The organism is Candidatus Pelagibacter sp. (genome assembly GCF_052049575.1).
Taxonomy (GTDB): Bacteria; Pseudomonadota; Alphaproteobacteria; order Pelagibacterales; family Pelagibacteraceae; genus Pelagibacter.
The window spans coordinates 142,387-157,113 of sequence record NZ_JBNGZQ010000001.1 but is presented as its reverse complement, the minus strand read 5'-3'; the positions used below and the strand labels follow the sequence as shown (position 1 = coordinate 157,113).

Sequence of the window (14,727 nt, the reverse complement as noted above, 5' to 3'; positions counted from 1 at the left end):
ATGGCCGAAAGCAGAGATGATTTTATAATAGCAATTAGATCTGCTTTTTTAAATAAAAGTACAAAACAAAAATTTTCTTTATTAACTTTAGTTTTTTTCTCGATTGTTATTATTGTTTTATCAAGTTTTAATTTCAAGGTTATAACTGTAACAAAGTCAGTGATAAAAGAAATTGTTTATCGCTCTTCATTTATTGTTTCAATCCCAGAAAATTTTATCAAATCTTCTTATGTAAATTTAAATGAATACACCAATTTTTATAAAGAATATAAACAAACGAAAGAGGAACTAGATCAATTAAAATCTGAAAATATTTCAACAAAAATTATTAAAAGTGAAAATGAGGAACTCAAAAGTCTTATTGATGGTTATACAATTACTTCCAATAAAATTTTAGCAAAAGTAATTGTTGATCATGAAAGTCCTTTTTTAAGATCAATTATTATCAACAAAGGCAGTAAGGAAAAAATAAAAATTGGAACAAATATTTATGATCGAAGCTATCTTGTGGGACGAGTCATTGAGGTAAATTATACAAATTCAAGAGTATTGTTGCTAACTGACTTAAATTCAAATATTCCTGTTTCAATCACCCCAGGAAATGTTCAAGCAATTGTTGTTGGGAATGGAAATAAAAAAGGTGAAATTAGATATATCAAGAATGATCTTATAAACAAAATTGACGATAAAGGAATTGCATATACATCTGGAACTGGCTCAATTTTCAAAAGTGGAATTCCTGTCGGAACGATTGATTTAAAAGATGAAAATGAAAAAATTTTGATCAACTTTTATAGCGATTTTAGTCAATTAAAATATGTTTTTGCAGAAATTGATGAGATTATTCCTACACCTGTTGAAACTGATCAAAATGATCAAACACAAGTCTCTTCAAATACTGAGCAAATAAAATTAGACTTAATAAGTGATGAGTTGCAAATTTTAGAAGATAGTAACACTAAATTTTTAGAGGAAAACAAAGAATTAAATACTTTAACTAACGAATTAACTAAACAAGTTGAGATATTAAAGTCAGAAAATGAGTTTCAAAAAAGTGTTATTCAACAGCATAATTTAGACCAAGAAGAACTAGAATTTTTGAGATTAAATTTAATCTATAGTTCAAAATGTCAATCAAAAAAGCTCTTTAGCACAGGTTTTCAAGTAGGCACCGAAGAATATAAAGCATGCATTATGAGAAAAGGAAAAATAAGTGATTAGATTTCAAAAGAAAAATTTATTTTACAAGATATACACTTGGTTACCAATTCTTGCTTTATTTATATCTGTATTTAATGAATTTGATTTTAATTATTTAAACATTGATTACTTTTCATTTAATTTTCCATTTATATTAATTTTTTATTTTGCTTTAAAAGCATACCAGCGATTTGATTACTTTTTAGTTTTTTTAGCAGGGCTATTTAACGATACTGTTGTTGGTTTACCCTTGGGCATAAGTTCTATGTCATATATCTTAATTTGTATATTTGCCACTTACCTTAGAAATATAACAATTAGTCCAAATTTAATAAAAGATTGGTTCTATTTTTTGTTTATCATTAGTTTGATAAATTCAATTAATTTCTCAGTTTTATTTTTGTTTTTTTCTTATGAATTGGATATTACACTTTTCATTGTAAATAATTTTTTTACGTTTTTATTTTACATAATATTTTCAATCTTTTTTAAGAGGTATTTAAAAAGTTTAGATGATTAATATAAGTGACAGCGCAACTAAGTTAAATTCATTAAATCGAAGAATGTTTATTCTTGCGACAGCTAAAATTATTATTCTAGGTGGAATAGTTAGTAGATTATTTTTTTTACAAGTTAAAGAGAATAAAAAGTACTTAACACTATCTGACAAAAATAGAATTCGAGAATGGAAATTACCTCCTATCAGAGGAGAATTTCAAGATTATTTTGGAAATACGATTGCTGGAAACTTTGAGGCTTACCAACTCCATATCATACCTGAGGAGGTGGAGGATTTTAGATATGTAATTTATCGTGTGAAAGAATTATTAGAATTAAGTGAAAAACAATTTAAAAAAATTGTAAAAAAAAAGAATGAAATACAACCTTGGGAAACATTAATTGTAGCAGATAATTTAAGTTGGGAAAAATTTTCCAAAATTAATAATCACCTTTATGATCTTAATGGTGTTAAACCAGTTATTTCAATATCAAGAGATTACCCGTATAAAGAAAATTTCACTCATGTTTTAGGCTATGTTAGTCAGGCTAATGAAAACGACCTTTTAACAAATGAAAATATAAAAGAAAAATTTGTACCTGGATTAAAAGTTGGAAAAACAGGCTTAGAAAAATCTTTTGAGAAAAAATTAATTGGATCAAATTCCGTAGAGCGATATGAGGTTAATGCTTATGGCAGAAGGATTAGTCAATTAGCATTTCAAAAAGGAGATAAGGGAGAAACAATCAAACTTACAATAGATACAAAAATTCAAGAATTAAGTAATGAGTTACTAAAAGAAAAAGCAGGATCAATATGCGTAATGGATATTTATACGGGTGCAATAATTGCAATGCATTCTTCCCCATCCTTTGATCCTAACTCTTTTGTCTTTGGAATAAGTCAAGATGAGTGGCAACTGATAAGAAACAATCCAATGAAACCTTTAGTTAATAAATCACTATCAGGAAATTACTCACCTGGATCAACCATAAAACCTATAGTTGCCTTATCTGCTCTAGAAAATGAAATTATTAAACCAGATTTTACAGTTCAATGCAAAGGACACAAAAATCCTTTAGAATTGTACGGGCAAACTTATCATTGTTGGAAGAAAGAAGGACATGGATTTGTAAATTTAAGAGAAGCAATGAAGCAATCTTGTGATACGTATTTTTATGAAGTCGCAAGAAGATTAGGTGTAGATCGATTAAGCGTTACTGCAAAAAAATTTGGACTGGGGCAGAAAGTTTTTAAAGATGTATTCGATAACGAAAAGAAAGGTTTGGTTCCTAATACAGAATGGAAAAAAAATGCGTTAGGAATAAATTGGGTACTTGGTGAAACAATAATTACTGGTATTGGTCAAGGATTTATTCAAACAACTCCAATACAATTATGTTTGATGACTGCCCAAATAGCTAATGGAGGATATAAAATTTATCCAAAAATAGTGGCAAATGATGACAATCAATATGCAGATAAATTCACGCCATTATATAAAAAGGCTCGAAATATTAAAATTGTTCAAGATGCCATGTTTAGTTCTACAAATGAAGTAAGAGGAACTTCTTACAGATCTCGTTTGGATGATCCTAAATATCGATTTGCTGGTAAAACTGGAACCTCACAGGTCAAAAAAATAACTGAACGAGATCGTGAATTGGATCTCAAAACATTTCAAATTCCTTATGAAGAGAGAGATCACGCTTTATATGTAGCCTTTGGGCCTTATAAAAGTCCAAGGTATGCATTAAGTATAATTATAGAACATGGTGGCTCTGGAGGAACTGTTGCAGCTCCATTAGCTAAAGAATTATTTAAAATGATTGTTGATAGACATGAAATAAGAAAAAATTATAACAACAAAAAATATTTGGATATCTAATGTACCAATACAGAAGATTTAACAATAAAAATGGTTTTTTCCAAAAATTTGGAAATTTAGATTATATCCTTTTATCATGTCTGCTTATACTTGGATTTATTAGTCTTGCTACGATGTACTCTACTGATGGAGGTGAAATTTTATTTCATACAAGAAGTCACTTTATAAAATTTGCAATTTTCTTCTTAATGATGCTTGTGATTTCATTTATCAATATAAAATTTTGGTTTTCTCTTGGTTATTTATCTTATGCAGTTATTTTAGGAATGTTAATTTGGACTATAAACTTTGGTATTACTGCGTCAGGATCTAAAAGATGGATTGATTTATATTTTTTAAATATTCAGCCATCTGAATTAATGAAAATTTTTATCATTTTATGTTTGGCAAAATATTTTCATAGAATGAAATCACAGCACGTTAATTCCTTTTACACTATTTGTTTCTCATTAATTATTATTTTTGTTCCAATGAGTTTAGTAATTATACAACCAGATTTAGGTACTTCATTACTTATTGCAATAAGTGGAATAGTTGTATTGTGGTTTGCTGGGTTAAATCATAAATATTTTTTTTATTCTTGCTTGTTATCAATCATTTCATTACCAATTATCATTTCTTTTCTAAAACCTTATCAAAAACTTCGAGTATTAACTTTTCTTAATCCAGATAGAGATCCTTTAGGAGCTGGTTATCAGATTATTCAATCTAAAATTGCCGTTGGATCAGGTGGTATCACTGGTAAAGGTTTTCTAAAAGGAACACAAAGTTATCTAGAATTCCTACCAGAGAAACATACAGATTTTATATTTACACTTTTTTCAGAAGAATTCGGTTTTATAGGTTCAGTTTTGTTACTTTTAATTTATAGTATTATAATTTATAGAGTTATCAGAATAGGTGCCCTCTCTAGAAGTTATTTTGCAAAATTATTTTGTTACAGCTTTGGAACATCAATTTTTATATATGTTGTAATTAATATGAGCATGGTTTTAGGTTTACTTCCTATTGTAGGTTCGCCTTTGCCAATAATGTCATATGGTGGTTCATCAATGTTAGCCACGATGATAGGATTTGGAATTGTGATGAGTGCCAAAACTCATAGCCAACAATCCATTGCATAAGTATAATTTGTCGCTTAATCTTAATTAAAATTTCATTATATAGTCGTCAGGTGAATAAAAAACTTAAAATAGGTATTGTTGGAGGTGGTATTCAAGGAATTTCTAATGCTCTATTTTTGCAGAAAAAAGGTTTTGATGTAACGATATTTGATAGAGAAAATCCAGGAAGCCCTGTAGCATCTTACGGAAACGCTGGTCATTTTTCTCCCTATGCTTCATTGTCTTTAAATAGAACTGATATTTTATTGGATGTCCCCGCTATGCTAATGAGCTCAACAGGACCTCTTGCTCTTAAATGGAACTATGTTCCAAAAATGATCCCTTGGTTTATGAAATTTATAATGAACACCACAAAAAATAAAATGATGCACACTGCAAAAAATATGCATCAAATTTTAGATTTAGCCTTACCAGCCTATGATGAATTATTTGATGAAGTTGATATTGAAGGTTTAGTTGAAAACAAAGGAATTTTGTATATTTGGAACGATCAAGATTTGAAAAGCAGAGAATTAGAAATTAATGTTAGAAACGAATTAGGAGTTCAGCAACAACTTGTAAATAAAAAAGAAATTCATGATTTAGAGCCTAATATAAAACCTTTTTATCATGCTGGTGTTTATTATCCTTACGCGAGACATGCTAGAAATCCAAAAAAAATTCTGCTTAAATTTTTTGATTTATTTCTTAAGAAGGGCGGGCAATTTAAAAAAACGGATGTTAAAAGTATAGACTTTCAAGATGAACAACCAATATTAAAAACTAATACAGATAAATTTTTATTTGATAAAGTCGTAGTAGCCTGTGGAGCCTTTTCAAAAAAATTAACTGATAATTTAGATGAAAAAATACCTTTAGATACCGAACGTGGTTATCATGTTCACTTTAAAGATTGTGATCATCTTTTACAAAGACCAGTTATTTTTTCAAATCGAGGATTTGGAATTACTCCAATGGAACAAGGATTAAGAGTTGTAGGAACTGTCGAGTTTGGTGGATTGAAAAATCCTTTATCAAAATCTCGTATTAACAATTTGATTAATAATGCTAAGTACATGTTAGGAGATTTACCCGATCATGAAGATGAATGGTTAGGATTTAGACCAACATTACCCGACTTTTTACCAGTTATGGGTCCGTCAAAAAATCATAAAAATGTATTCTATTGTTTCGGTCATCATCATTTAGGATGGACATTAGGTCCAATATCTGGAAAGATTGTCTCCGGAATGATAGCTAAAGAAAACACCAATTTAAATTTAGCCCCTTATAGCTCAACAAGATTCAATTAGTAAAATGCAAAATACCAAAGCATATATCATGCTGGTATGCGCAACTTTATTCTGGGCTGGTAATTTTATGGTTGGCAAGTATGCTTTCTTGGTTGAGATACCTCCTTTAACTTTAGTGTTTTATCGTTGGCTTCTTGTTTGGATTATATTGTTACCTTTTACTTTTAAAGAAATAATAAAATATAAAAATACGATTTTAAATAATCTACCTTTGTTATTTTTTTTAGGTTTTACAAGTGTTGGTTTATTTAATTCTTTTACTTACTTATCTTTAATTCATACCCAAGTTATTAACGCATCTCTTTTTAATACAGCTATTCCAGCTATAATAATTTTACTTTGTTTTTTGTTTAAAGTTGAACAAACTAATAAGTATCAAATTTTAGGGCTTATCATTTCAGTATGTGGTATTCTGGCGATTATTACCAGACTTAAGTTGGACATTTTGTTTTCCCTAAATTTTAATAAAGGTGATTTGATAATGATAGGAGGTGTTATCACATGGGGAGTTTACTCAACTCTCTTAAAGAAAAAAAAATTTACTCTTCCGTTATTAAGTTTAGTTCATGTTATTTGTACATTTGGTTTGATAACTGTGTTGCCTCAATTTTTATATGAATACTCTAATGGAGAATTAATTAAGTTTGATATAAATTTAGTCTACACTTTGATATTTTTAGCTCTTTTCCCAAGCATAGGATCTTACTATTGTTGGGCAGGTGCTGTTTCTATCATAGGTGCAAATAGAGCAGGTATTTTCTTATCTTTAATTCCGTTGTTCAGCACCATAATGGCAATACTATTTTATAATGAGCAATTTAAATTTTTTCACTTGATTGGTGCAATTTTAATTATATTAGGTTTATTTCTATCAAATAAGGAAATTAAAAATGCTTAAAGTTGCCATCTTAGACGACTATCAAAATGTATCTCAACAATTTGTTGATCTTGAAAAATTAGCAGGAAAGTACGAGATCAAAATTTTTAGTGAGCCTTTCGAGGATGAAGCAGATGCTCTTGATAAATTGTCTGAATTTGAGGCTTTACTGATTATGAGAGAGAGAACACCAATTACAAAAAATTTAATAGAAAATCTTACTAAATTAAAATTTATTATTACCAGCGGTTTAAAAAATAAGTCAATCGATCTAGAGGCTGCAAAAAAAAGAAAAATCATTGTTAGTGGAACCGAAAGCAATATAAATCCAACACCTGAATTAACCTGGGCTCTAATACTTGGATTAGCGAGAAACCTTAAAGAAGAAATAGACAATATGTATCAAGGATATTGGCAGTCTACTATTGGAGTAGAATTAAAAGGAAAAATACTTGGTCTGATTGGTCTTGGAAAAGTTGGATCCCAAGTTGCTAAAATTGGAAAAGCATTTGGTATGCAAGTAATGGCATGGAGTGAAAATCTTAATTTAGATACCTGCAAAGAATTAGACGTTTTACCCTGTAGCAAAGAGGATTTAATTAAGAACTCAGATTTTTTATCTATTCATGTTCAAGGTGGCGAGAGATACAGAAACTGTATTACAATTAAAGAGATGGATAAAATGAAAAAAACTGCTTTTTTGATTAACACCTCAAGAGGACCGATAATAAATGAGGATGATTTAATAATTGCATTATCCACAAATGAAATAGCTGGAGCTGGTTTAGATGTTTATGAAAAGGAACCCTTACCTGAAAATAATAAACTCAGATTTTTACCTAACGCCTTATTAACTCCTCATATTGGATATGTTACAGCTGAAAATTATAATATTTATTATAATCAAATGATTGAAGCCCTTGAGTCTTGTGTAAACGATAATCCTATCAGAGTTATAAAATGAGGGTAAGAAGTTTAAGATTTTTACTAAATTCTAAAATTCTTTTTTTTAGAAAAATTTACTTTTTTTATAATATATATTTAAGAAATTTTAAGTACCTTAGAGGTGGTTCTCAATTTGATGAGGATAAATACATTAATAGTTTTTTTGAAAATGATTATAAAGGTAAATTTGTAGATCTAGGATGCTTCCACCCAACTAGGCATAATAATACATTTCAATTTTACAAGAGAAATTGGAGAGGGATAAACGTGGATCTAAACCCCATAACAATCGAGTTATTCGATTATTTTAGATCTAAAGATATTAATATTAATTGTGCAATAAGTGATAAAAAAACTGATAAAAAGTTATATTTTGTAGATGATTTTTCCCCTTTAAATACTTTGGATATAAATCATTTAAATTTTTTAAAAAAAAATTTTTCGCTTAATAAAAAAGACTTTAAAGAAAAAAAAATAAAGACAGAGAATATTAATAACATTTTAAAAAAATATAATTTCAATAAAGTAGATTTCTTAAATATTGACTTAGAGGGTTTAGAATATGAAGTGATTAAAAGTATTGATTTTAAAAAATATGAAATAAATTTGATTTGTATTGAGATTTTAGACCATAATAATTTTTCCAAGAACAAAAGTAGAAAGATTAAGCAAATACTCAAAAAAAGTAATTTTAAATTTTTAAAAAAAATAGGTGTAAACTCAATCTATAAAAACACTCATATTTAAACTTTTATGAAACTTCCAATTATTAATCACAAAGATTATTTTGCTAAAATTGGAGATGATCACCGATTTCCAATAAATAAATTTGGAGAATTGGCTGACTATTTACTTAAAAAAAAATTAGTTAAAAGTTTTTACACTCCTTACCCTTGTTCTGATGAAACACTTAAAAGAGTTCACTGTGAAAAATATATAAAACATGTCAAAAATAAAACGTTAGATGAAAAAAGTGTTAAAAAAATTGGTTTTCCTTTAGTTGATAGTGTGGTGAAAAGATCTCTAGTTGCAACTGGAGGCACAGTGTTGGCATCCAAACTGGCAATAAATTATGGCCTAGCCTGTAACACAGCAGGAGGAAGTCATCATGCAAATTTTTATGGTGGTGCTGGTTATTGTGTTTTTAACGATGTAGCTGTTGCTGCACAATACCTACTTGATAGAGGTTTAGCTGGAAAAATTTTGATTTTAGATTTAGATGTCCATCAAGGTAATGGAAGTGCTGATATTTTTAAAGATAATCGAAATGTTTTTACTTTTAGTATGCATTCAAAAACAAATTACCCAGCTAAAAAATCTACGAGTGATCTTGATGTTGATCTAAACGACAATATGGAAGATCAGGATTATCTAAAAATATTAAAGTTTTATATGAAACAACTAAACGATGAAAATTTTGATTTTGTTTTTTATATTGCTGGTGTTGATATTCATTTTAATGATAGATTGGGTAAACTAAAAATTTCAGATGATGGTATAAGAGCTAGGGACGAGGTTGTCACTGAAAACTTCTTTTCAAGAGGTATTCCTTTGTGTGGTGTTTTAGGTGGTGGGTATAATAAAGACGCTAAGAAGCTTATAGAATTACATTCTTATTTACATCAATCGTGTGCTAAATTAGTTTAATGGTATGAGCAAAAAGAACTCAAATTTAACTGTAGAACAAAAATTAGTTATGTTTGAAGATGGCACTGAACCACCAGGTTCAAGTGAGTTAAATAATGAAAAGCGAGAAGGAAGTTATCATTGTGCAAATTGTGATGTAAAATTATTTGACTCAAAAACTAAGTATGAAAGTGGGTCAGGTTGGCCATCATTTTATCAATCACTGCCAGATGTATTTGAAACTAAAACTGATCATTTAATAGGTTATGCAAGAACAGAATATCATTGTAAAAATTGCAATGCCCATCACGGACATATTTTTGATGATGGACCTTTGCCAACTGGAAAAAGATATTGCAATAATGGTGTATGTTTAGTTTTTAAAGAGACTAAATGATTTAAATTAAAATGAGTAAAATTAAGTTTATTTTTTATTTAATTCTAGTTTTTATTATATACAAAGGTTTTGTTGCGTTTAAAGATTTTGAGATTGGTGTTGATAATCGTGTAGCAGAAATAGAGGAAAAAGCAGATTTCCAGAAAGAAGGTGAAGTTATAGGTCTTATGATGTATTTAGGTGATCCTCCAAGATTAACAGAACATTTGTATACGGAAAATAGATCAAGATGTTTAGAGATGAAAGAAATAGCAGAAGAAACTTCGTTTGCCTATTATGAATGCGCAAGAGTCAATGCAGTAATAAGTGGCAAGAAGATTGTGAGTATAATTGAGGAGCTCGAAGTAATAGAATAATTAACAATTTAATAGGTAAAAGGCTTAAAGTAGACCCTATTCAATTAAACTTAAAAGATGAAAGTTAAAGCCAAATTTACTATAAATCGCTCTTATGTGTAAAAAATTAAAACACTTATTTAAAATTTTATTTTTTGTCATAATTTATCAAAATTTGGCATATTCAATTGATATTGATGACGGTGGTGTGACTACAGCCAGACAAACTTTTAGTGCAGATAATACAACTTTAACAATCTCGAATTCATCTACATTGAGAAATCAACTAAATAATATTATTAAAATTAATGAAAAGGCAAATGGAACAGTTATCATTGAGGTTGGTTCTACTGCAGAAACAACAGTTGATAAATCAAACACTATCAATGGTGAGTCCTCTTCTAACTTAACCATAACTAACAGTGGAACAATCATTTCAGCAAGATCTAAAGCTATTAATTTTACTGATGTAGAAACTGGTTCATTAACGAATAATAGTAGTGGAATAATTAAAGCAAACACAAACACCATCTCTATGTTGGAGAATACTGGCACAACTGACGATATTACTATCAATAACTATGGAACAATTTTTGCTACCGATGATGATGATGATGGGACAAATACAATTAAATCAGACGATGACTCTACAAATATTACGTTAAACAACTTTAAAGGTGGGCACATTTATCATAACTCAGAAAATGCAGTAGTTGTAATGGGTGGTTCAGCCACTTTAACTAATAGTGGAAAAATTGAAAATAAAGATGGTCCAACTTTTAATGCAATTACTTTATCAGGAAGTGCTGGAGCAACATTAAACTTGAAGGATAAAGGTGTTGTTATTGGAAAGATTAACATTACAGGCTCTGGTCACACAATAAAAGTAAACCACGGTATAGGACAATCATATTACTATGATACTACAGGTTCAGGGACTTATGATTTACAGGATCTTGATGGAAATGTCATCGTTAAAGGTTCTGCTGGTTCAGTTGGACAAGGTGGAAATGAAATTTTAGATGAGCAACTTGGACACAAATCAATTAATTTAAGAAAGTCTATTACTAAATTTAAAAGAAGTGAGCAATATTTAAATCAAAACGATACTTGGTCAGAAATATTCTCATCTTTTGAGCGAAGACAGGGCAAAAGAAAAACGTTGAGGTTAGAACATAATAACTTAAGAGCTGGAGCAAACATAATTCAACCTGGGCAAAACTCAAATCGACTATTTTCTGTTGAAACTGGAAGACAAGAATTTTCCAAAGATCATAATATCGATCGTATAAGTATCTCAGGTGGTTTTATTTCAGATGAAAAACAAACTAAATTTAACTCAAATATAGAAACTTTCTTTGTTTGGGGATTTACTCAGAATAAAAGTGATAGAAGAATTCTTACAAACACAACCACTTCCGGATTTTTAGATATAGATGACCAGTATTTTAGTTATGATGCCATTTATGGAGGAAAGTTTTTAAACAATATAATACCTGACTTTAGTTATTCGTTAGGTTACGGATTAACGCCTAATCATGAAGAAAGCGAATATTATAAATGGCAAAAAAAAGAATTTCTAAATGCATCAGTGGCATTGAGTGATGAATATTTGATTTTAAGTGATGATAAGTCAAAATTATATTTAAGTTGGCTTACTGATTACCGAGAGGTAATTACAGAAAATACTCAAGAGTTTAAAGTTAATAATGTATTAGCTGAGTATAATCAAGATGACGATCTATCAAGAGAAATTACTGTTACTGCAGGTATAGATTATGAATTTCAACCTTTAGAAAATAGTTTACTTTCTATTAATTTAGATACTCTTTATTCAAGCCAAGAAACCTATGGCGCTCAAGCTAAATTATATTACAAATCGTTATTTTAATTTAAGTTAAATCGATAACCTATTATAGTTGATTTGATAAAATTTTTAAGTTGTTAAATGATATTAAAATATATTAGTTTTTTAACTGGAGTTATTTGGTCCTATTCAATTATAAAAACACAATCGGTATTTAGTAAAAAAACTGGTCTAATCTTTAAAGTATTTATTTCTAACGTTTCTTGGCTAACCCTAATTGCAGCTTGTTATTTTGGTTATAAGAACTTTTCAATTCAATCTACAATAATCGGAATTATAGTTGGCATAATAATAGTTCACATAGGTTTTCATTTCTCAAAGAAATTTTTAATTTCAAAGTTTAGTGAAAAACAGCTTCAATTATCAAAGTCTTTTTTTGAGTATTCTCTAATTGTTTGGGTAATTTATTATATCTTTTTTTAGATTAGAATTTACGTTTTAAATTGAAGGATACTTCATCGTATTCCTCTGGACGCATTAAATCATTAGTCAACTTTAAATCAATATTATAATCATTAATATTTTTACTTAGAACATAATTCGATTTAAAATTATCAACACCATCTATTGAAAAAGCGAAATTTGTTTCTTTATTAGGTAAATAACCCAATGCAATATGTAATTTATCTGTGTGTCCTGAGCCTAGTGCTTGATTACGTTCATAGATTAAAAAAATACTAAATCTATCAGGTAAAACAATATCAATACCAATTTCACCGTTAATATTATGTAAAGCTCCTGTGTCCAAAGTGTTATTAAAATTTACACTGCTATCACTGACGTAGGTATATTCAAAATCAGAAGACCGATCGATATCTGCAATGTATTCAATCTTACCATGTCTTTTTATATCGTATTTATCACCAGACAGATCCTCAACGGCTGCAAGACTAGCTCGAATTTTTTTAGACATAATACGTTGTCCTTCAACATCAATACCACCTGATCCACTTTCTTCATAAAACCCTAAGTAAGTATGACCAATATCAAATCTACCTGAAGGAATTAAAGTAAGGTTATCTTTTTTTATCTCATCTTTTATTCTTATTGTTCCATATATTTGATGACCGGATCTTTCAGCTGCTAATTTTTCTCCCTCTAGAACAGTTAATAAGTCAGAATTTAATTTACCAAAACCAATTACACTATCTAAGAACTTTGTATCATTTTTGATTGGTGACGTTGAATAATAGGTAATGTTATAAGTATCGGTGTCTAAATTACTTCCAGCAGTTCCCACATCAACATTATTTCTACCAATTCTAAATGCCCAGCCTTTAATTCCATTTCCATCTGTAAATTTATCTGCACCAAATGTAATTGCATCCGTATCAATTTTTTTGGTAGATGAAATACTGGTATCACCAATTCTGCCAATTGCTATACTGCCCTCACTCCAGTAAAATACATTTTCTTCTTTATCTTTCTTTTTCTTTTTAGCTGCAGAAGTTTTAACAGCTTCGGTTAAAGAAGCTAATCTTTGATCAGTAAATTTAAAATTAATATTTAAATTAGTTAAATTTTGTTTATCTTTATTTCTTCTAATCCACTTTAATCGGTTTAATGCAGTATCAGTTGAATGATCAATAGTTCTTTTAGCAATTTCTATTTGAGCTAATGCCATTCCAGTTCTATCTTTATCTTCAGTAATAGAAGGACAACTACCTGCAACAAGTGTAAAAGCACAACCAAGGCTATATTCAAATACTTTCGAGTCCCCTCTGTTTACTGCAAATATTTTTAAACCGTTTGAACTAAATTTAATACCAATCAAATCACCTAGATCGTCATCAAGAGCTTTCAAACTAAACTCACCATCTTTAGTAGATGACGATAAATCAAAAGCATTGCTAAGTGAAAATTGCACTACTGTGCCAGTGGTTCTAAAAGATTGAAATAACCTTTTTCCATCTTTACTAAACTCCATGCCAAAAGGATTGTTATTGTCTAAAATTATTGCAGTTGATGCAAGGGTGAGAGTACTTAAATCATACGGTGTACCAAAATTATATTGTTTTATATTCTGACCACCTCCATTTTCATTCATTGTAACAAATAATTTTGTACCATCATTGGTTATTTCTATACCTTGTAAATTATTTCTGTCATTTGTGCTTCTATCTCCAGCATTAGTTCCGTTTTGTAATGCAGTTGTATCGATATCCACATCTGAATTGTATGTACATGTTGAAACATCAAACGGAGTTGTTAAGTCAAATCGGTTTACAAAAGAATTTCCTGGATTTTCATTCATCCCTCTTTGAGCTGTAAATATTTTTTTTCCATCATCACTAAATTTGAATGCTATTATTGACTTTGTTGTTGCATTATCGCCGGCAGGCATAGAGTTATCATGATCTGGGTCAACTGCGCTACATCTTTCACTATCACCAGCATAAGTAGCTGTTGAAATATCAAAAGGTGTGGAAAGAGTGTATTCAGCTATAAAATCGTCTGCACCTGAAGCTAGTTTATTAACGACGTTGTGATAACTCACAAACATTTTGGTACCATCTTTATTAAATTCAGGACCCCCCATGTTAGTATCTTTATCGTCAGCTGCATCTTGGAAAACTTGATCATCTATCTTAGTTACCATTGCAGCAAAAGAATTTGAAAATGGTATCAAAAAGAAAAATATAATGAGTATTTTTTTTAATAAAGACATCAAGGTTTT

12 protein-coding genes are annotated in these 14,727 nt (G+C 29.2%); 11 read left to right on the top strand and 1 reads right to left on the bottom strand.

Annotation, left to right across the window (positions count from 1 at the left end):
• From mreC to ACTT9C_RS00770, 11 genes are all read left to right on the top strand, one after another.
• Window positions 1-1,221 carry a rod shape-determining protein MreC gene (gene mreC / locus ACTT9C_RS00820; protein ID WP_440922614.1) on the top strand — a complete coding sequence of 407 codons (1,221 nt, stop codon included), beginning with the start codon at window positions 1-3 and terminating at the stop codon, window positions 1,219-1,221.
• Window positions 1,222-1,712: 491 nt separating this feature from the next.
• Window positions 1,713-3,587 carry a penicillin-binding protein 2 gene (gene mrdA / locus ACTT9C_RS00815; RefSeq protein ID WP_440922613.1) on the top strand — a complete coding sequence of 625 codons (1,875 nt, stop codon included), beginning with the start codon at window positions 1,713-1,715 and terminating at the stop codon, window positions 3,585-3,587.
• Complete coding sequence (gene rodA / locus ACTT9C_RS00810; protein ID WP_440922612.1) at window positions 3,587-4,711, top strand: rod shape-determining protein RodA; 1,125 nt, start codon at window positions 3,587-3,589, stop codon at window positions 4,709-4,711. Before mrdA ends, rodA begins: the two co-directional genes overlap by 1 nt.
• A 50-nt stretch (window positions 4,712-4,761) precedes the next feature.
• Window positions 4,762-6,003 carry an NAD(P)/FAD-dependent oxidoreductase gene (locus ACTT9C_RS00805; RefSeq protein ID WP_440922611.1) on the top strand — a complete coding sequence of 414 codons (1,242 nt, stop codon included), beginning with the start codon at window positions 4,762-4,764 and terminating at the stop codon, window positions 6,001-6,003.
• A gap of 4 nt (window positions 6,004-6,007) precedes the next feature.
• On the top strand, window positions 6,008-6,901 hold the full coding sequence (locus tag ACTT9C_RS00800) for a DMT family transporter (RefSeq protein ID WP_440922610.1): 894 nt from the start codon (window positions 6,008-6,010) through the stop codon (window positions 6,899-6,901).
• The gene (locus ACTT9C_RS00795) at window positions 6,894-7,844 is read left to right on the top strand and encodes a D-2-hydroxyacid dehydrogenase family protein (RefSeq protein WP_440922609.1); all 951 of its coding nucleotides are present in this window, start codon (window positions 6,894-6,896) and stop codon (window positions 7,842-7,844) included. Before ACTT9C_RS00800 ends, ACTT9C_RS00795 begins: the two co-directional genes overlap by 8 nt.
• Entirely contained in the window at window positions 7,841-8,572 is a 732-nt protein-coding gene (locus tag ACTT9C_RS00790; RefSeq protein ID WP_440922608.1) for an FkbM family methyltransferase, read from the top strand. Before ACTT9C_RS00795 ends, ACTT9C_RS00790 begins: the two co-directional genes overlap by 4 nt.
• Before the next feature lie 6 nt (window positions 8,573-8,578).
• Window positions 8,579-9,472: a histone deacetylase family protein gene (locus ACTT9C_RS00785; protein WP_440922607.1), complete on the top strand. Its 894-nt coding sequence runs from the start codon at window positions 8,579-8,581 to the stop codon at window positions 9,470-9,472.
• A gap of 4 nt (window positions 9,473-9,476) precedes the next feature.
• Window positions 9,477-9,848: a peptide-methionine (R)-S-oxide reductase MsrB gene (gene msrB / locus ACTT9C_RS00780; RefSeq protein ID WP_440922606.1), complete on the top strand. Its 372-nt coding sequence runs from the start codon at window positions 9,477-9,479 to the stop codon at window positions 9,846-9,848.
• A gap of 11 nt (window positions 9,849-9,859) precedes the next feature.
• Complete coding sequence (locus ACTT9C_RS00775) at window positions 9,860-10,204, top strand: hypothetical protein (RefSeq protein ID WP_440922605.1); 345 nt, start codon at window positions 9,860-9,862, stop codon at window positions 10,202-10,204.
• 94 nt (window positions 10,205-10,298) lie between these two features.
• On the top strand, window positions 10,299-12,074 hold the full coding sequence (locus tag ACTT9C_RS00770) for a hypothetical protein (protein ID WP_440922604.1): 1,776 nt from the start codon (window positions 10,299-10,301) through the stop codon (window positions 12,072-12,074).
• Between the two features lie 400 nt (window positions 12,075-12,474).
• On the opposite strand, the gene ACTT9C_RS00765 is transcribed toward ACTT9C_RS00770, so the two are convergent.
• Complete coding sequence (locus tag ACTT9C_RS00765) at window positions 12,475-14,718, bottom strand: autotransporter domain-containing protein (RefSeq protein WP_440922603.1); 2,244 nt, start codon at window positions 14,716-14,718, stop codon at window positions 12,475-12,477.
• Window positions 14,719-14,727: the final 9 nt, after the last annotated feature.

Bases quoted from the DNA above. Each gene is read 5' to 3' on its own strand.
- ACTT9C_RS00765 (WP_440922603.1), bottom strand. From the start codon at position 14,718: ATGTCTTTATTAAAAAAAATACTCATTATATTTTTCTTTTTGATACCA.
- mreC (WP_440922614.1), top strand. From the start codon at position 1: ATGGCCGAAAGCAGAGATGATTTTATAATAGCAATTAGATCTGCTTTT.
- ACTT9C_RS00800 (WP_440922610.1), top strand. From the start codon at position 6,008: ATGCAAAATACCAAAGCATATATCATGCTGGTATGCGCAACTTTATTC.
- ACTT9C_RS00770 (WP_440922604.1), top strand. From the start codon at position 10,299: ATGTGTAAAAAATTAAAACACTTATTTAAAATTTTATTTTTTGTCATA.
- ACTT9C_RS00790 (WP_440922608.1), top strand. From the start codon at position 7,841: ATGAGGGTAAGAAGTTTAAGATTTTTACTAAATTCTAAAATTCTTTTT.
- mrdA (WP_440922613.1), top strand. From the start codon at position 1,713: ATGATTAATATAAGTGACAGCGCAACTAAGTTAAATTCATTAAATCGA.
- ACTT9C_RS00795 (WP_440922609.1), top strand. From the start codon at position 6,894: ATGCTTAAAGTTGCCATCTTAGACGACTATCAAAATGTATCTCAACAA.
- ACTT9C_RS00775 (WP_440922605.1), top strand. From the start codon at position 9,860: ATGAGTAAAATTAAGTTTATTTTTTATTTAATTCTAGTTTTTATTATA.
- msrB (WP_440922606.1), top strand. From the start codon at position 9,477: ATGAGCAAAAAGAACTCAAATTTAACTGTAGAACAAAAATTAGTTATG.
- ACTT9C_RS00785 (WP_440922607.1), top strand. From the start codon at position 8,579: ATGAAACTTCCAATTATTAATCACAAAGATTATTTTGCTAAAATTGGA.
- rodA (WP_440922612.1), top strand. From the start codon at position 3,587: ATGTACCAATACAGAAGATTTAACAATAAAAATGGTTTTTTCCAAAAA.